The organism is Paenibacillus sp. Soil724D2, assembly GCF_001427935.1.
Taxonomy (GTDB): Bacteria; Bacillota; Bacilli; order Paenibacillales; family NBRC-103111; genus Paenibacillus_E.
In genome coordinates, this window is record NZ_LMRY01000015.1 from 67,994 (window position 1) to 86,706 (window position 18,713).

Below are 18,713 nucleotides of genomic sequence, written 5' to 3' on the forward strand. Positions count from 1 at the left end.
TTTCCTCCCTTCGGATAAAGTCCAAAAAACATAAACAATATATACTATATAACAAATTATTATAAATGAATAGAATACATAAATTTCTTTTTATCATACGGGGTTTTGACAGAAATGGTTTGGAAATGCTTAAGGCAATATGCTATATTTGATATGAGATCTTTATAACTATATATGAGAGTAATCTTGGAGGCTTGTAGTAGGATGAGCACAGACAGGGAACCGCTATATATTCAGATTCAAAACCATTTTAAAGAACTGATCAGCTCTAGAAAATTGCAAGAAGACGACAAGATTCCGACCGAGAAGGAAATTCTCGAACAGTTTAATGTAAGCCGGATCACGGTAGCCAACGCGTTGAATGAGCTTGCTCGGGAAGGTTGGATTTACCGCATTCCGGGGCGGGGGACCTTTGTTAAGGGTATTCCAGAAACTTATATTCCAACTGCGAAGACAGTTGCCGTTCAAACGCCGTCCGTTAATCACTCGGATCGTCCGAAGATCGGGCTTATTTTTCCATTCGTTGATGATTTTTTTGCTATCCGGTTGATCCGGGGCATTACTTCCGTTCTTGAGAATAGCGGCTACGCGCTGCTAATGATGTTCTCTTTCAATTCAAAGGAGCGGGAAAAGGAAATCATTCGGGATTTGAAAGATAAAGTAGCTGGCCTGATCATTTTTCCAGTGGATGCTGAAGTCTATAATGAGGAAATCATTACACTCAAAATGACGGACTATCCTTTTGTCCTCATTGACAGATATTTGCCTGGCGTGGAGACGAACACGGTTTATTCCGACAGCGCGCTGGCAGCTAAACTGGCTGTAGATCACTTGTGGGACCTTGGTCACCGCAACATCGCAATTTGTTCCGATTCGCCTCAACCCACGGTATCCGTGGAAGATCGGGTGAATGGCTACATCAGCGCACTCAGGGATAAAGGCGAGATGATCAACCCGGCCTTATTCTTGACGGATTTTGCATCCCCGCTTTCATCTGTTAATCAAGAGCACCCTTTATATCGGTTTATCAAGAACCGGATGGCAACCGCATACATTGCGCTGAACGGAAACCTAGGTGTACATATTTTGTCCATCGCCAAGCGTGAAGGGCTCCGCGTGCCGGAAGATTTGTCCATCGTGACCTTTGATAATCCGAGTCCGATGATGGATGAGCTAAGTCTGTTCACATATATCGACCAAAACGAGGGCGAAATAGGGGCTAGGGCTGGAGAACTGATTATGGACACTATAAAAGGGAATCGAACTCAACTTAAAAATAGCAGAGTGGTCTTGGAGCCGAGATTGGTTATCAAACAGACATCGGGTCCAGTACTTCCGCAAGAATAAGAGAACGAATGAGACTGATCGTTGGCATTGCAGCCGAGGTCAGTTTTTTTGCTTGTATTTTTCTTCTTAAAACATTGAAATAATTGATATATATGATATATTTATTAGTGTTATATAGTTATAATCAAACCAAGGCGTATAACAATAAACATTATCTTCAAGCATAATGATCGAAGGATGGTGCAGCCTATATGCCATACACCCCAATAAAGCTGGAAACCCTTAAGCAAACGCTAGATCGAATCGAAAATCATATTTACCTGCCGGTAGCTCCTCTTTCGGCCATCGCATACGTAACGAAGGAGCCCGTAACCTTCGAGCAAAGAATGTCGGGACAGTGTCTTGAAGTTCGCCCGGGAGAGAAATGGGGAGAACTGTGGGACTGTGCCTGGTTTCATTTCCAGGGTCAAGTGCCGCGAGAGGCTGCGGGAAGCAAGGTCGTGCTGCTGATTGATGTCAACGGAGAGCTATGTCTTGTCGATGAGGAAGGAACACCGACGCAAGGGCTCACAAACGTGAACTCGGAGTTTGACTTAACGCTTGGCTTGCCTGGCAAACGGGTCGTGCAGGTCGTATCTACCGCAACGGGGGAAGAAGTTATCGATCTCTGGGCTGACGCTGGCAATAACGATTTGTTTGGGCGTTACCGGAGCGGAACGCTGAAGGAGGCTCAAATAGCCATCTGCAGTGAGGAAACGAGACAGCTATTTTACGATTATGAGGTGCTGTTCGATCTGGCCAAGCATCTTGAGGATCAATCAGCAAGAAGAGCACGTATCCTTCAGGCCCTTTATGACGTTCATCTATTGCTCAGGGATATGTGCGATGAGAACGTGGCGCAGGCTAGACGTATTCTAGCTCCGTCATTAAGCAAGCAGGGCGGGGATCCAACACTGACGGCTACTGCAATTGGTCATGCGCATATCGATCTGGCGTGGCTGTGGCCTATTCGTGAGACTTACCGCAAAGGGGCTCGGACTTTTGCCACTGCACTGCGGATGATGGAGCAGTATCCCGATTATGTATTCGGAGCCAGTCAGCCTCAATTATACGAGTGGATCAAGCAGCAGCATCCGAAGTTATACGCTCAGGTCAAAGAACGCATAGCGGAAGGACGCTGGGAAGTGCAAGGTGCCATGTGGGTTGAGCCGGATTCCAACATTGCGGGAGGAGAAGCGCTTGTAAGGCAAATCCTCTTAGGGAAACGTTTTTTCCAGCAGGAATTCGGTCAAGATATGAAGATGCTATGGGTTCCCGATATCTTTGGTTATTCGGCTAGCTTGCCGCAGCTTCTGCAGAAGTCTGGGGTAGATTATGTGATGACGCAGAAGCTGTCCTGGAACGATCATAATGATCATCCGCATCATACGTTTTTCTGGGAAGGACTTGACGGAAGCCGCGTGTTGACGCATTTGCCGCCAGAAGATACCTACAATGGCCCTGCGCTGCCAAGGTCGATTCTCAAAGCCGAAAGGGATTACTTGGATAAAAACGTATCCGACCATTGCCTTGTCGTGTTCGGAATCGGAGACGGCGGCGGCGGACCAGGAGAAGAGCACTTAGAGCGCCTTCAGCGCGAGCAAAATCTACAAGGGCTTATCCCGGTGAAACAGGAGCCTGCCCTGAACTTTTTTGAGAAGCTGGCTATGAATAAAGAGAAGTATAAGACGTGGAAAGGTGAGCTCTACCTAGAGAAGCACCAAGGGACGTTCACCAGTCAGGCTCGCAATAAACGATTTAACCGGAAAATTGAGAAGGCGTTGAGAGAGCTGGAATTCGCTGCTTCTCTTCATTTCACGTACGGCAACGAATATCCGTCCGAGGAGCTTGAAACGATCTGGAAGGAAGTGCTTTTGTACCAATTCCACGATATTTTGCCTGGTTCTTCTATTAAGCGTGTATTCGATGAATCCCTTGCACGATACGAAATTTTACTAGCTAGAGTAACGGAGCTAACCGATCAAATGTACCGCGGCTTTGCATCCTCCATAGGGACGCAGGGAGCAGAACGTCCGATGGTCATCTTCAACTCCCTTCCATGGGAGCGCCGCGAATGGATGCAGTTGGACAATGAATGGATGCAGGTAACGATTCCTGCAATGGGCTATCAGGTTATAGATTCGGCTGCTTTATCTCTTGTATCATCATTCGAAGTAACGTCAATGAGCGATACACTAGAGAACGAATTGATCAAGATTGCGTTTGGTGCGGACGGAAGCATTCTTTCGATCTTGGATAAAGAGTTGGGTCGTGAAGTAGTCGCTGCCGGTGAAGCAGGGAACGTGTTATCCATTTATCATGATGACGGCGATGCTTGGGATTTCCCTGAAGATTATGCGGGAACGAAGCCTGCGCAGATGAAGCTTGTGCAATCGAAAGCTTACGTCAACGGACCCAAAGCAGTGGTTGAGCAGGAGTATCACTACGGCAAGTCAGTACTCACACAGAAAGTTATTCTGACGGCGGGCAGCAAACGAATCGATTTTGAAACGGATGTCGACTGGCAGGAAGATAGCAAAATGCTGCGAGCGTCTTTCCCAGTCAACGTGTATGCCGATCAAGTGAATTGCGAAATTCAATTTGGTCATCTCAAAAGACAGACTCACCAAAATACGTTGTGGGATTACGCTAAGGACGAAATTTGCGCTCATCAATGGATCGATCTTTCCCAACCGGACTTTGGTGTCGCTCTTTTGAACGATTGCAAGTATGGTTATAGTGTTAAAGGCAACGTTATGGATATTAACTTACTTCGCAGTCCATCGTACCCCGATCCAACTTGCGACAGGGCGCGCCATCAGTTCGTATACGCCATATTGCCGCATGAAGGGGATTTCATTGAGGCGGAAGTCTACAAGCAAGGCTATGAATTAAATGCTCCGATATCCGCGGTTCTGGCTAGCGCAGAAGAAGGCGGACTGCCGAAGAAGTATTCCGGTTTTGAGATTGAAGGCGCCAAAGTCATGATTGAAGCGGTGAAAAAAGCGGAGGACGAAGACGCTCTCGTAGTTCGGCTTTACGAAACGTCGGGAGCGAATGGTGATATCAAGCTTTCGGTTCATCTTCCTCACCGAGAGGCAGTGCTAGCAGATTTGATGGAAAACCCATTAGAGTCGCTGAGCGGCGATGAAGGACACTACCAGCTTTCCTTTACACCGTTCGAGATTAAAACCGTACTCATCCGCTTGTTACATTAAGTGCCGAGCTAGCTCTTCCAAATATATCGATACCAAAGAGCCCGATAACCGCGTTTCACTAGAAACGAGATGACCGGGCTCTTTGTGTTGGTCCCTCTTTCGACGGGAGAGGGGGAGTTACTTACTTCTTGTGTTCCGCTTCATATTCACTGGCGAATTCCTCCAGAGACTTCACCTTACCATGTGGATGCTGAGCTTGTTTGCGGCTTTTCCATGCTGCTTCATCGCGGCGTTTCGAGTGGCTCATAGCTAAAAACCTCCTATGGTATGCGGATGGGTGCTGCATTAAATAAAATGCGATGGTTGAGCTTATTTTATGCACCGATGCAAACTCTTTCCATGAAAAAAAGCTCCACAAGACCAGCGAAGGTCCTGTGGAGCTTTTGGATGATCTATTCCGTAGCAACGGATTGGTCAGCTTGCATGTTGACCGGGGAGATACGGATGAAGTTAGCTTCAAGATTGCTTAGCAAACCTTCGATTTTTGCAGCTGCATCGGATTGACCGGATTTAGCAAGCTCAGCGTGGTAAGCTGTGAGCAATTCAGTAAGATCTTTTTTACTTTGTACGCCAATGGTTTCAAGTTTTACTTTCGCGCCTTTGGCAATACGACGTTCGATTGCTGCTTGATCTAGACCCATTTCTGGAACAAGACGTTGGTAGATCACGCCGCCTGTCATACCAGCGCAAATCCATGGACCTGGATCGCCCATAACCACGGCACGGCCGTTAGTCATGTACTCGAACGCGAAGCCTTTGAGGTTCGCACGAGCGGCAAGTCCGCCAAGCTCATCACGAAGTGGAGTTGTAATCTCTCCACCGAATACAACGTCTGCACCAGAGAAACGGATACAAGCACGTGTATCTGCGCTGCCTTGAATCAAGAATAAGCCTTTCTGTGCGCCGTAACCAAACGATTTACCAACGCTGCCGTTGATGAAGGTGTTGTTTTTGCCAAGTGATTTAACAATGGCAACTTTACCACCGAAGGCCATTTTACCAAGACCATCCTCAGCGCCGCCGTGAACAGTAATGTCTACTCCGCGAGCATTGAAGGCAGCCAGACCGTTTCCTGGTACGGAACCGTCGATCAAGTTCAGCGCAACTGTCGGTAATTCATCGTAGCTGCCGTCGAAACGATCTCTTACGCGATGGCTGGAGTAACGAGCTCCCAGAATACGGGACTCGGCGTCCACTTTGGACCAGTTGCGTACGATTGGAGCATCAAGAGCCAAAGATTCTGGGAAGAATTCTAGGCCTTCTGCACCTGCAGCGATTCGGATATCGGATGATACAGCTGCTTCTTCCATTGCTCTTTCAGCATCAGAGATGAACTGAAGTGGAGCCGGACGAAGAATGTCAGATAGATCGATGCGCTCCAAGTGGCTGATTTGCTCAAGCAAGTCAGAACGGCCTACGAGATCTTGCAAGCTGTTGAAACCAAGGGAAGCGACAACTTCGCGTACTTCTTCACCAATACCGCCAAACAAACGAACCAAGCTGTCAACAGCTACGTCGAATTGACGAGGTACGAAACGGCGAAGCCCTTTTTCTTCCGCTTCTTCCATGGAATCGATTTGTGTAGCAATACCAACATGACAAGTATCTAAGTGACAGCCGCGGCAAGTTGTACAGCCGATCGATTGCATCGCGATACTACCGAAACCTGCACGGTTCGCACCGAGCATAACCATTTTAACAACGTCAGAACCTGATTTCAGACCGCCATCGGACCACAGCTCAACGCGGTGACGAAGACCAGCTTCAATCAAAGCAACGTGAGCAAGCTTCGTACCGATCTCCGTAGGAAGACCAACGTGCGTCAAGGAGTGAATACGAGCCGCACCTGTACCACCGTCAAAACCGGAAAGCGTAATTACGTCAGCGCCTGCTTTCGCTACACCGACCGCAATCGTACCGATACCTGGTACAACCGGGATTTTAACAATGATTTTCGCTTTACGACCGCTACCTTCTTTAAGCTCGGAAATGATTTGCGCCAAATCCTCGATCGAGTAGATATCATGGTTGTTAGAAGGAGAGATCAGGTCAGAACCAATGGTTGCGTTACGAGCAGCAGCGATTTTCGCTGTTACTTTGGATCCTGGCAAGTGACCGCCTTCACCCGGTTTAGCCCCTTGACCGATTTTGATCTCAAGGAAAGCAACCGCGTTAGCTAGTTCTACGTTAACACCGAAACGTCCGGATGCGACTTGCGCACCGCGCGTTTTTTTGTAACGGCCGAGCATATCTTTAATCTCTCCGCCCTCGCCGTTCATGGTAACCATGTTCAGGCGTTCGCCGGCTTCAGCGTAGGCACGGAAAGCTGTTTCATTTTGTGAACCGAATGACATCGAAGAAATCAACATCGGCAAGGAATGACCGCCAATGGAGATATCAACTTGTGACGGATCGAGTGCCTTACGGCCTTCGCTCAGTGCTTTGTTAATGTTGAATCCAGCAATATGACGAATGGAAATCGGGTTCTTCTTCTCTTCTTCACGCAGTTTATCGCGGTAGTCGCTATAAGGAGCAGCGCCGGAAGCGGCGTCGCCTAATGCTTTCCACATACGTTGGAAGAAACGGAAGTTTTTCGCTGCTTTTGCTTTTGGATTTGTGTAGTCTGTATAACGTAATTCGGCATCAGCTTCGAGTTGGGCAAAGCCAGTTCCCGCTTTTTCGCTGCCGAGGTAGTTCACGATATCTAATACTTCAGCAACTTCCGGATGGAAGCCGATGGAGGAGAAGAAGCGTGTGTAACCGCGAAGCTCATGAGTACCGATCGTGGAAATAACTTTCTCAAGACCTTTCGTCAGTGCTGCATACACTTTACGTGCTGCTGCAGCATTGCCTTCTTTATCAGAAGCTGTTGAGAACAACAGGTATGGTGAGATAACGTCTGCGCCAAGACCGCAAGCAACAGCGATATCATGCAAGCTGCGAATTGCAGCGGAACGCAGGACCAAAGTAACATGGCGGCGCAAGTTGTCGCCGAAACCGAGCTTTTCCGCACGAAGTGCGATATCGATTTTGGAAACAGCAAGATGCGGCTCAAGCCACAAACGGTCATTTTGATGAGCTTCTGCATCGTCAAGAACGATCAGTGCAGCGCCATTGCGGGCAGCAGCGATAGCAGCAGCAGCTAGAGCGTCCAAGCCATCGCTTAGAGAAGTTCCGCGAGCGAAAGTACTGGAAAGCACGGCTACAGCATTGTCTCCTTGTGCACGGAACAGAGCCAACAATTGCTCATAAGAAGGTTGTGACAGGTGCTCTTCGCTATCTACGCCATTCGTACCTTCGAGTACAAGTGGAGCTAGAAGCTCAAGACGCAGGTTGTTATCTACTTGAGCATAAACAGGAGTACGAGTACCGGCAATGATACGCGTGGAGAAATGCTCCATCTCACGGTCACGGTCAATCGCTGGGTTCGTAACAACCGCTACGCTTTCTTTAATAAAGTCAGGCACGTTCTGGCGTTCCCAAGCAAGAGCAGCGTGAGGTGAATCGTGACCCAGGGAGCGGATAGGCTCTGCACCTGTTTCAGACATTGTTTCGATGTGTTGAATACCGTCACGATCCCAACCAAATGCACTATACAATTGGTCAGTCGCTACAATGTTCTCATTAAGCTCTGCTTGAGTATCTGTTGGGACATGATTCAGATATTTGCGAAGTCCGCCAATATTGAGACGTTTGCTTGCGCGCTCGTACACTAGTGTTTGCACTTCATGGTAAGGAATAACTTGAACGTGTTCGCCTGGTGTCAGTACAACACCCACTTTTTCACCTGGTGCAATTGGTTTCGGATCAGCAACCATTTCGCCAACCGTAATAACACCCTGCTCCGAGGAGAAGTATAAGGAAGAATCGCTCTCAACCATCCATACTGGACGAAGACCAAGCGCATCCACGCTGAAAATACATTCGTTGCCATAACGAGAAACGATACCAGCAGGACCTTGTGCAAAATGGCCCCATACTTGGCGGTAGTACACATATAAATCTTGAAGTTCCGGACGGAACTGTTTCATTTCATTAATAATAGGAGGGAATACCATTTCCATCGCTTCGAAAAGGGACAATCCAAAACGGTGAATGAACGTTTCAATCGTTCTGTTCATATCTTGAGAGTCAGAACCGCCGCTTACGAGCGGAACACCAACCATGTCTGCTTCGATACGAAGTTTCTTAATCGTGTTGATTTCACCATTATGCCCGAGCAGCGAGAACGGTTGTACACGGAAGAAGCTGGACAAGGTGTTAGTGGAATAACGGTTGTGACCGATTGTAACTTGGGAAGCAAATAAAGCATCACACGTATCTTTGAAGTATTTAGGAAGAATGCTTGCAGCTCCTAAAACTTTGTATGCAGATGTTACATTGCTTAGTGTAGCAACGTGAACGTTATATTTATCTTCAATAGCAATGTGCAATTCAAAAAGGTGATCGGCCACTTGGCCTTCTGTTTTATTGCTAATCGCTGCGATTTGCCAGAAAGTTGGCTCATCGTTCAAGCCGTTAGGGCCTAAAACGCTGCTATCGACTTGATTCTCTTGCTCAAGAATGATGGAAACATCATGGGCAGCAAAGAGCTCACGAATGCCATTCTGGATTTCGGTAACGGTCAGGTCAAGCTTGCGTGGAACAAAGATATGTCCAACAGAAAAACGGTTGTCGTAGGCAAGCTTGCCTTCAAGACCCGCATCTGTTAATTTCTTTTCCCAAAGAGCGCGTGGAATATCCGTTAAAATCCCGCAACCATCGCCTTCACCGTTAATAAAACCCGAACGATGTTCCATTTTTACAAGGGCTTCAATCGTTTTTTGGATGTTATCACGGGAAGGGTGACCATTCTTTTCAATAATACAAATAATACCGCAGCTGTCGTGTTCGGTTCCTAGTAGATCTTGAAAACGGCCTTCATTACGCATCAATTCATTCATCGCTCTGGTCAGTCGCCTGACCGTCACCTCCCATACATATTTAAACTCCTCTTGCACTACGCTTCTTGCATTCTGCATTGATGAGCCCGCAACCCTAGCATTTTCAAGGAATTACCCACAAAGGGGTCAAAACCGAAATATGCAAGAATGTGAATAAAAATGCAATATTATTGAATAGCATACCAATTTTAAGGAAATAATCCCCTCAAAATGAGGCTCTAATCGACCTGTAATAAAGTAAGGCATCACACACAAAAATCGGCAAAGAATTTGTAAATCATGCCCTAACTTTCTAGGAAAATACTGCGAAAACAAGACATTTCGCGAAAAGGGTAAAAGTAATCTTAGAATAGCATGAAAAAGATCATCCGACAATAGTTGCAGATCGAAATCACAAATGTAAGCGTTACCTTTTTTGCATACTGGTGAATAAAACCATATTTCTCATGGCATAGGGCACTGTTAAAATACGAACGAACTAGAATCCATATAGGATCATAGTTCGTTTCTGGGACATGTAGTGATAGAAGTTGGAGCTGTTTAGGCTTGAGAAAGTGGTTGAGTTTGTTAGAATGGTGACCGAAGAGCAAGGGCATGAGTTGGGCAGGAGTAAGAGGATAGGGCAGGAGCATGAGCGAGAGGACAAGGCAAAAGCTTGAGCAGGAATGAGAGCAAAGGGCAGGAGCAGGGAAGGAGCAGGAGAATCTATTATGGGATCAGATGGTTCTATTGGAGAAAATCCAATGAAATCTGTGATTTTAGGGTGTTTAAGTCGATTTTATTGTATTTTGTCCAATGGAGATTGGGGTGGGTTCATGTTGTTCGGTAGTTTGATCTGGTTTGCTTAACTAAGATACCTTACCTTTAAAGCAAAGACCAAAGACCAAAGACCAAAGACCAAAGACCAAAGACCATAGCCAAACCCCAAACCCCAAACTCCAAACTCCAAACTCCAAACTCCAAACTCCAAACTCCAAACTCCAAACCTGTAACATCTAACCCGTAATAGCACATAGCACCTAACTAGTAGCATCTAACCTGTAATAACTCATAGCACACTAACTTGTAGTATCTAACTCGTAATAAACTCATAGCACCTAACTAGAAGCATCTATCCCACTCATAGCACCTAACTAGTAGCATCTAACTTTAATAACTCATAGCACCTAACTAGTAGCATCTAACCGTAATAACTCATAGCACTTAACTAGTAGCATCTAACCGTAATAACTCATAGCACTTAACTAGTAGCATCTAACCCGTAATCACTGATAGCACCTAACTAGTAGCATCTAACCCGTAATCACTGATAGCACCTAACTAGTAGCATCTAACCCGTAATCACTCATAGCACCTAACTAGTAGCACCTAACCCGTAATCACTCATAGCACCTAACTAGTAGCATCTAACCCGTAATCACTCATAGCACCTAACTAGTAACATTTAACCCTTCTACCAGACCGTAACACCCAACCTCTAACCTCTAATATCAAACCCATAACCGAAACAGATGCACAAGTAAAGTCATCTTAGCGCATTTTCATGGTTTTGAAAGCTTGGTCAACGGCATTGAGCGTCTGAGCGATGTCTTCATCTGTATGGGCGATGGTCATGAACCACGCCTCGTATTTGGACGGAGCGAGGTTAATGCCTTGCTCCAGCATAAGTCGGAAGAAATCAGCGAAGCGTTCGCCGTCGGTATCCTGTGCTTCGTCATAGTTCGTGACGGGATGGTCACAGAAGTGGGTGGAGAAGGCACCGCCGATGCGATTGAGCGTCAAGGCGATGCCATGCCTTGCGGCGGATTCTGCGATGCCGCCGGCAAGCGTTGCGCCAAGCTGCTCGAGCTTGGCGTAGACACCAGCCTGCTGGAGCACCTCCAAGCAGGCGATGCCGGACGAGATGGAGGCGGGGTTCCCCGCCATCGTGCCGGCTTGATAAGCAGGTCCGAGCGGAGCGACCTGCTCCATCACGGCCTTGCGGCCCCCGTAGGCACCGATCGGCAGCCCGCCGCCGATCACTTTGCCGAGGGCCGTAAGGTCCGGCTCCACGGCGGCAAAGCGCGCCGCCGCCTCGGAAGTGCCGCCCTCCACGAGTGGGAGGCCAGGGTAGGTCTGTGCCGCTCCATAATGGAAGCGGAATGCCGTGATGACCTCGTCGTAGATGACGAGGGCACCGTATCTGCGAGCAGCTGCGCAGAGCTGCTCGAGGTAGCCGGCATGGGGCATGACCATGCCGAAGTTGCCGACGATGGGCTCCACCATCACCGCGGCGATCTCTTCCCCCCAACGCGCAAGCGCGGCCTCGAGTGCCGGAATATCGTTGAACGGCACCGTAATGACCTCTTGCGCGATGCTCGCAGGCACGCCCGCGCTGTCCGGCGTGCCTAGTGTGGACGGCCCGGAGCCGGCCGCCACAAGCACGAGATCCGAGTGGCCGTGGTAGCACCCGGCGAACTTAATGATCTTGGTGCGCTTCGTAAAGGCGCGCGCCACGCGAATCGTTGTCATCACGGCCTCTGTGCCGGAGTTGACGAAGCGTACTTTGTCGAGCGAAGGAATCGCCGACTTCAGCATCTTGGCGAACTCGATTTCGAGTTCGGTCGGGGTCCCGTACAGCGTGCCGTTCTGAGCGGCACGGCAAATCGCCTCGGTCACATGCGGATGCGCGTGACCGGTAATGATAGGGCCATAGGCGGCGAGGTAGTCAATGAAGCGATTCCCGTCTACATCCCAGAAGTGTGCGCCTTGCGCTCGCTTCATGAAGACGGGCGCGCCGCCGCCGACGGCTTTGAATGAGCGGGAAGGGCTGTTGACCCCGCCAACGATATGTTTCAATGCTTCTTGATATAACTGCTCGGATTGTTTTCGTTCCATTAGAAAAATCATTCCTTTACGTAATGTAGTCGTATATCTCATTATTTATGTAGTCGTTTATCGTCTTACAAAAAGCCCCTACTCGAAGGGCGCTAAGCCCTCTAGCCAAGTAGAGGCATACAATATCAATTGATTAATTAACTTCGCGCCATCCCAGAGCATCATCAGTCGATACTGAGCTGCAACGCTTCATCACTTCGTCGCCTTCACCGAAGACTTCGGTGTAGGCGAAGGCGATGGCTTCGTAGGACCAGAGTCGGCCTCAGCCTTTCCTGCAAAAAGGTCTTTCACATAAAGCTGCAGCTTCTCTTTGTTCGCCGTAATGACAGCGGCTCCGCGGACGTTTTTCTCGATCAGCAGATCGGTTGGCGGCAATTGGGAGCTGACGATTCCGTCAGCTTTCGCCTCAAAACCAAGACCACCAAGCTTCAGCATATCCGTCACACTGAGGTTCGTATCGATATAAGGATCGATGGCATTTAGAATTCTTGGCAGCTTAATTAAGGAAGAAGTTGTTTGCATTTTTTGTGCGACCGCAGTTAGGAACTTCCTCTGACGTTCTGTACGTGAGAAATCGGACAAAGCATCGTGTCGAAAGCGTACATACTGCAAAGCGGTTTTGCCATCGAGATGCTGAAGCCCTTTTTTCAAATTAATATCATAGACATGATCATCTTCCGAGTCCGAATATTTCATATCTTTTTCGACGTCAATATCAATCCCGCCAACGGCATCAATAAGTGCAATGAATCCTTTAAAGTCGGTATAAACATAGTACTGAACAGGGATGCCGAGCAAATCGCTTACCGTTTTCATCGCTAAATTCGGTCCGCCTGATGTAATGGCTGTGTTGATACGATCTTCGCCTTCGCCTGGGATCTTCACATAGGTATCTCGAAGGATAGAGAATAGGTGAGCCTTTTTGGTTACGGGATCAATTGAAGCTAGCATTATACTGTCTGAGCGGGGCAGCTCATTCTTGGTCATACCACGCGAGTCTCCGCCTAGAAGCAAAATGTTGACTCGCTGTTTGCCTTCCCATTTAGGTGGGATAAATTTATCCCCTTTATCTTTAATATTCTGGGCAATCATGGTGCCGCTGCCTTGTGGATTGTCCGATTTATGGGAGATATTGTTCGCGAAATTATAGAAAGAATAAGAATAATAACCAGCTACTACCATAAGCAGCAAGCCAATCAGGAGCAAGGTTCGTTTTATGATTCTCAAGGTTCTGCGCTCCTTTCGTAGGTAGAGGTAATCTGTACTTTTTTTTCTTACAGAATTCATGTATCATGAGTGTGTTGTACATTTCATCTTTATGATCCATATTATAGAGGTTATGAAACTTCGATAGCAAGTTACGGCGATTTTTGCCATTATATGTAGCCGAGTCTACACAGACAGGGGGTAAGTTCATGTTAGCAATTGATGTTCAAGATCTGCGCAAGGAATTTCAAGTTCAGCAGAGCCGCGGGGGTTTAAAGGGCGCATTTCAAGATTTATTTCAAAGAGAGTATAAGCAAATTACAGCTGTAAAAGACATCAGCTTCCAAATTCCAAAGGGCGAAATTTGTGGATATATAGGTGAAAATGGAGCTGGCAAGTCTACTACCATTAAAATGCTGACAGGTATTCTAGTACCTACATCAGGACATATCAAGGTCAATGGTTTCGTTCCATTTAAAGAGCGCGAGAAATTCGTAGCCGGAATCGGTGTTGTTTTCGGTCAGCGCAGTCAGCTCTGGTGGGATATTGGTGTCGTCGAATCCTTTCAACTATTGAAAAAGGTGTATCGCGTGTCAGAAGCCGATTACAAAAAGCGTCTCGACGAGCTTGTCGATCGTCTGCAATTATCCGATTTGCTATCACGTCCCGTTCGTAAGCTAAGTCTAGGTCAGCGAATGCGCTGTGAGTTAGCGGCTTCCCTTATTCATAATCCAGCGATTCTGTTCCTCGATGAACCGACCATTGGTCTAGATATCGTAGTAAAAACAGAAATTCGCGAATTTCTCAAATCGCTTAATCAGCGTTACGAAACGACGATCTTGCTTACAACGCATGACCTGCAAGATATTGAAGCATTATGTTCCCGTGTTATCATGCTCGATGATGGCCGTATTATTTATGATGGCGGACTCGAAGAGCTGAAGGTGAAATGGGGCAAAGGCAAGGAAGTCGTGCTGCAATTTGAGCATCCTACCACATTGGCTCGTCTTCAAGAGCTTACGCGAGGCTTAGATGTTGCTTGGCAGCTTGAAAATGAGCTGTCCGCCAAAGTGTTCATACCGCACGAACGAGCCAATGTTTCTGAGGTGCTTAGCCGCGTAGTCGGCGTTTTGCAAATTCAAGATATCAAAATCAATGAAACGAATACGGATGATATCGTCCGTGAAATTTATAAAGCCGGCTCAGCCGATGTGAAACGTCAAGATGAAGTGCCGCAGCCAGAGGGAGTCGCGTCTCATGCTTAGTGCTTATTTAGAAGTTATCCGCATGCGATTTCTCATGATGCTCGCTTACCGTGTTAATTATTACAGCGGCATTTTGATCTATGCACTCAATATTGGTTCTTATTATTTTGTATATAAAGCAATTTATGGTGAGCAAGCTATCATTGGCGGCCTGACACTAGGTCAGATGACGACTTATGTGGCCATTTCTTGGATGGGGCGCGCTTTTTACTTCAATAACTTAGATCGTGAAATTGCTAATGAAATTCGTGACGGCAGTGTAGCCATCCAATTCATCCGTCCTTATAATTACGTTTTTGTGAAAATGATGCAAGGATTGGGAGAGGGTGTTTTCCGTCTGCTTCTCTTCACAACACCGGGAATGATCTTCATATGGCTTCTCTTGCCTATTGAATTCCCAACCGATCCAGGCTTGTGGGTTATCTACTTCGTGATGCTGTTTTTCAGCTTTCTGATTAATACGCAGCTTAATATTATTACGGGATTATTCGCTTTTTTCTTGGAAAACAACGAAGGTCTTATGCGCATGAAGCGCGTTGCTGTCGACTTGTTCTCTGGTTTAATTATTCCGATCTCCTTTTTCCCAGGATGGTCCAAATCGGTCTTAGAGTGGCTGCCTTTTCAAGCGATTACTTACTTGCCGAGCGCTGCTTTCACAGGAAAAATTACAGGGACTGCGATATTCCAAAGCCTTGGCGTTCAAGTGCTGTGGTTCCTGGTCTTAATTATCCCGATCTATGTCCTGTGGGTTAAATCCAAAACGCGTCTTTTCGTACAGGGGGGTTAGCACATGAAGTTCTACATCTCCCTAGTTGTGGAATATTTGAAAAATTACATGAAAACGCGTCTCACCTACCGATCCGATTTCTGGATTGAGGTTTTTTCCGACTTGATGTTCAACGGTTTAAATTTATTCTTCATTCTCGTCGTATTTTTGCAAACTCAATCGCTTGGTGGCTGGAATCAAGAACAAATTTTGTTCATTTACGGTTATTTTATGATTCCATATGGCATATTCATCACTTTTTTTAACTTATGGGGCTTCAGTGAACGTTATATTGTCAAAGGGGAGATGGACCGGATCCTGACGCGTCCCGCCTACAATCTATGGCAATTGATGCTCGAAAACATGAGTCCATCTTCACTATTTAGCGCATTAGCAGGTTTAATTGTTATGATTTATTCTTGGGCTAAGCTCGGTATCCCATTTCATTGGCATGATCCGCTGGTCTTTATCGTACTGGTGGTTGGATCGATTCTCATTTATGCAGGAGTATACATTTCGCTGACATCGCTCGCCTTTTTCTCAGATGCGCCGACAGGTATTCTGCCCTTGATTTGGAACATCCAAAACTACGGACGTTATCCGGCTACGATCTATAATAAACTGCTCCGAACGATCTTGACGTGGATTTTGCCCTTTGCGTTCGTCGGTTTCTATCCGGCCGCTTATTTCATTGATCCAGTGAACTGGAAGTGGTTCGCTTTGCTGACACCGGTTGTTGGGATTGGTTTCAGTATTTTGGGAATTACGGTTTGGAATATAGGTGTGAAACGGTACCGCGGCGCGGGATCTTAAAATTGAAAAAGCCCAGTTCTTGCTAAAAAGCAGGAACTGGGCTTTTTTTAGTATGACTATTTGTTTCGCTTAGGTGCTTTCTTCGCTTTGGAACAGGTCAAGCAGTACCGCCTGCCATAGGCTTTGGCATAAGTGACGATTTTACGGATGATCGCTTTATCTTCGAGCTTGGTGAAAGGACAAGGGTCTGGTCGTGTATTTACTTCCAAGATCCAGGGATTCAGTTTGCGGTCGACTGCGATATCGAGTCCGAGTTCATTCATGGCAGGATAGGAGCGGCTGAATTGCGCAGCAGTTAGCTTTGCTAGTTGCTCCATCTTTTGCAAAAGCAAACTCGTGGCTTCGCTTCCGTGCTTGGGTTCAATGAGATCAGCGGCTTTGTAAATGGTACCGCCTTGGCTGCCGTTGGTAACGGCTTTGCGTGGATGAGCAACACGCCCGGCTGTTCCGGTACATTCCCACCCACCGGATGGTTTTTTTTGAATCATGACGCGAAAATCGAAAGGGTTTCCTTCGTGCTCCAAGACGTGAATGCCTTTCTGAATGAGATAACGTTTGCTGCCGCAGCGATTCTGTATGGATTGGAACAGTTTCTCAAACGTTGGAAAGGTGAATATTCGTACCCCGCTTTGATAGCGGTAAATCCCGCCCTTTTTTTCAACTCGCATCACGCCTATACCTAGTGAGCCGGCATCGGGTTTGACATATATCATTCCATACCTCGAGAGCATGGCAGATAAGCGTTTTTGAGTAAAGGGGTGAGTGGGAGGCACGTGTTTTTGCAGTTCATTATTTCTAAGTACAATTCGAGTTTTTATCAGCTTGCTTGCAATGATTTTGCGGGTTTTGTTCATGGATAGGATCCTCTTCTCTACTGAGAAAATTGAATTCCTTTACCTTATGAATTGGATGGCATATAGGTGTAAATACCAGACCAAGTTTGTGACAACCAAGTTAAGAATAAAGAACTAAGGCAGGACAAAACGCATAGGATATGTAGTTAGCAGTGTCATGGATTATCGGTTGTTTATGAGGGAAAAGCGGAGAGGAGGAACCATCCTTCCATGCACATTATGGAAACGATACGTGGGATGAAGCGGCAATTTTCTTGGTATCCACAAGGGAACGGGCTTGAGCAGCCGGATGAAGAATGGCATAGTGCTTTGACTTCGCTGCCGCTAATGTCAGCAGCTACTTTAGAGACGTTTTACTATACGGAAAATAACCCTTTTCAGCTGCGCGCTGATTTGAATCGGTATCAGACATCAGGTACGAGTTCCAAACGGCGAAAAACGATTTTTTACTCAAAATCGGATGAAGAGGCTTACCTGCGCATTAAGCTGGATATTTTCCGTAGGATTCTTGATGGACACAAGTATCGGACCGCGATGGCGGATATGGGTACCGGACACGCGGAGGCGACGGCTGTAGAGGTGTTCCGCGAACTGGGTTTGGAGGTTGAATCATTATCCTTCCAACTTCCTGTAGAGCAGCATATTGAAAGACTGGCAAGCTTTAGGCCTGAAGTGCTATATACAATGCCGTCCATTTTAGATCGCATTCTGTTGGCCTCTGTTGACCCTGCTGCGTATGGGATTCAGCATGTTATTTTGGTCGGGGAAATTGCTGCGCCAGGCTGGGTCAAGCGGGTAGCTGAAAGGCTCAGCATCGCTGAGGAACAAATAACAGATACGTATGGCTCTATTGAGATCGGAACTATTGCTTACTTTTCCCATAAACATGGGAGATATCTGTTGGCGGAAGGACTTTTGGCTGAGGGGGTCAACGCGGAGTCGCTCGGAGAAGGTTTGGAGCCTCTGGCGGATGAGCAAGAGCAGGTGCTTATACTGACGTCAACGGTGAGAGACTCGTTTCCTGCTTTGCGTTACGTTACTTACGATGTTGTTCGTGATTTGCGTCCTATTATGGTGGAAGGTGTTCCTAGACAAAGCTTTCAAAGTATAGTGAAGCGAATAGGGCCTGATCTGAAGCACGGAGAGAAGATAAGTATCTACGACATTGAAGATGTCGTTTATCGTCATTTAGGAAATGCCAGTGTTCGTGTAAATATGGCGGGAAATTCATTGCGTGTATATGTGTACAGTACGAATTTTGCAACAACAGAAGTTCTGGAAAGCATTCGCTTTGATGTGGAAAATCGCATTCCAGAGATCGGCATGATGATTCGAGCCCGGATATTAGCAGGAATTCAGGTTATCGGAGGTACCTTTGAAGATTCGCTAAGCCGCGCCTCCGTGAAGAATAAAAAAATCTTTTATACGTGAAGGAGGGAATGCAT

General features: G+C 46.9%; 11 protein-coding genes. 6 read left to right on the plus strand and 5 right to left on the minus strand.

The window, feature by feature from the left end; genetic code table 11:
* Positions 1–204: 204 nt before the first annotated feature.
* Positions 205–1,347: a GntR family transcriptional regulator gene (locus ASG85_RS16260; RefSeq protein ID WP_057303489.1), complete on the plus strand. Its 1,143-nt coding sequence runs from the start codon at positions 205–207 to the stop codon at positions 1,345–1,347.
* 191 nt (positions 1,348–1,538) lie between these two features.
* Complete coding sequence (locus ASG85_RS16265) at positions 1,539–4,544, plus strand: alpha-mannosidase (RefSeq protein WP_060646933.1); 3,006 nt, start codon at positions 1,539–1,541, stop codon at positions 4,542–4,544.
* A 121-nt stretch (positions 4,545–4,665) separates the two neighbouring features.
* Here ASG85_RS16265 and ASG85_RS39185 read toward each other — a convergent pair whose 3' ends face one another.
* The 4 genes from ASG85_RS39185 to ASG85_RS16280 all read right to left on the minus strand — a co-directional run bounded on the left by ASG85_RS39185 (position 4,666) and on the right by ASG85_RS16280 (position 13,546).
* Positions 4,666–4,791, minus strand: a complete 126-nt coding sequence (locus ASG85_RS39185; protein WP_235549231.1) for a DUF6254 family protein — start codon at positions 4,789–4,791, stop codon at positions 4,666–4,668.
* A 145-nt stretch (positions 4,792–4,936) separates the two neighbouring features.
* Positions 4,937–9,475, minus strand: coding sequence for a glutamate synthase-related protein (locus ASG85_RS16270; RefSeq protein WP_200957402.1), 4,539 nt, complete (start codon positions 9,473–9,475; stop codon positions 4,937–4,939).
* A gap of 1,542 nt (positions 9,476–11,017) precedes the next feature.
* Positions 11,018–12,364: a glutamate-1-semialdehyde 2,1-aminomutase gene (locus ASG85_RS16275; RefSeq protein ID WP_060646935.1), complete on the minus strand. Its 1,347-nt coding sequence runs from the start codon at positions 12,362–12,364 to the stop codon at positions 11,018–11,020.
* 192 nt (positions 12,365–12,556) lie between these two features.
* Positions 12,557–13,546: an LCP family protein gene (locus tag ASG85_RS16280; RefSeq protein ID WP_060646967.1), complete on the minus strand. Its 990-nt coding sequence runs from the start codon at positions 13,544–13,546 to the stop codon at positions 12,557–12,559.
* Between the two features lie 233 nt (positions 13,547–13,779).
* On the opposite strand from ASG85_RS16280, the gene ASG85_RS16285 reads away from it, so the two are divergent.
* The 3 genes from ASG85_RS16285 to ASG85_RS16295 are packed head-to-tail and all read left to right on the plus strand — an operon-like array spanning position 13,780 to position 16,414.
* On the plus strand, positions 13,780–14,835 hold the full coding sequence (locus tag ASG85_RS16285) for an ATP-binding cassette domain-containing protein (RefSeq protein ID WP_057303494.1): 1,056 nt from the start codon (positions 13,780–13,782) through the stop codon (positions 14,833–14,835).
* Entirely contained in the window at positions 14,828–15,622 is a 795-nt protein-coding gene (locus tag ASG85_RS16290) for an ABC transporter permease (RefSeq protein ID WP_057303495.1), read from the plus strand. The genes ASG85_RS16285 and ASG85_RS16290 overlap by 8 nt, the downstream gene beginning before the upstream one ends.
* 3 nt (positions 15,623–15,625) lie before the next feature.
* Positions 15,626–16,414 (plus strand): ABC transporter permease, encoded by a 789-nt coding sequence (locus ASG85_RS16295; protein WP_060646937.1) that lies wholly within the window; start codon positions 15,626–15,628, stop codon positions 16,412–16,414.
* 56 nt (positions 16,415–16,470) lie between these two features.
* Here ASG85_RS16295 and ASG85_RS16300 read toward each other — a convergent pair whose 3' ends face one another.
* Positions 16,471–17,268, minus strand: a complete 798-nt coding sequence (locus ASG85_RS16300; protein ID WP_060646938.1) for a YheC/YheD family protein — start codon at positions 17,266–17,268, stop codon at positions 16,471–16,473.
* A gap of 210 nt (positions 17,269–17,478) precedes the next feature.
* On the opposite strand from ASG85_RS16300, the gene ASG85_RS16305 reads away from it, so the two are divergent.
* Positions 17,479–18,699, plus strand: coding sequence for a CoF synthetase (locus tag ASG85_RS16305; protein WP_235550145.1), 1,221 nt, complete (start codon positions 17,479–17,481; stop codon positions 18,697–18,699).
* Positions 18,700–18,713 lie beyond the last annotated feature (14 nt).

Excerpts from the sequence above, each read along its gene's own strand:
- ASG85_RS16265 (WP_060646933.1), top strand. The coding sequence starts at position 1,539 with ATGCCATACACCCCAATAAAGCTGGAAACCCTTAAGCAAACGCTAGAT.
- ASG85_RS16260 (WP_057303489.1), top strand. The coding sequence starts at position 205 with ATGAGCACAGACAGGGAACCGCTATATATTCAGATTCAAAACCATTTT.
- ASG85_RS16295 (WP_060646937.1), top strand. The coding sequence starts at position 15,626 with ATGAAGTTCTACATCTCCCTAGTTGTGGAATATTTGAAAAATTACATG.
- ASG85_RS16285 (WP_057303494.1), top strand. The coding sequence starts at position 13,780 with ATGTTAGCAATTGATGTTCAAGATCTGCGCAAGGAATTTCAAGTTCAG.
- ASG85_RS16290 (WP_057303495.1), top strand. The coding sequence starts at position 14,828 with ATGCTTAGTGCTTATTTAGAAGTTATCCGCATGCGATTTCTCATGATG.
- ASG85_RS16300 (WP_060646938.1), bottom strand. The coding sequence starts at position 17,268 with ATGAACAAAACCCGCAAAATCATTGCAAGCAAGCTGATAAAAACTCGA.
- ASG85_RS16270 (WP_200957402.1), bottom strand. The coding sequence starts at position 9,475 with ATGCGTAATGAAGGCCGTTTTCAAGATCTACTAGGAACCGAACACGAC.
- ASG85_RS16280 (WP_060646967.1), bottom strand. The coding sequence starts at position 13,546 with ATGGTAGTAGCTGGTTATTATTCTTATTCTTTCTATAATTTCGCGAAC.
- ASG85_RS16305 (WP_235550145.1), top strand. The coding sequence starts at position 17,479 with ATGCACATTATGGAAACGATACGTGGGATGAAGCGGCAATTTTCTTGG.
- ASG85_RS39185 (WP_235549231.1), bottom strand. The coding sequence starts at position 4,791 with ATGAGCCACTCGAAACGCCGCGATGAAGCAGCATGGAAAAGCCGCAAA.
- ASG85_RS16275 (WP_060646935.1), bottom strand. The coding sequence starts at position 12,364 with ATGGAACGAAAACAATCCGAGCAGTTATATCAAGAAGCATTGAAACAT.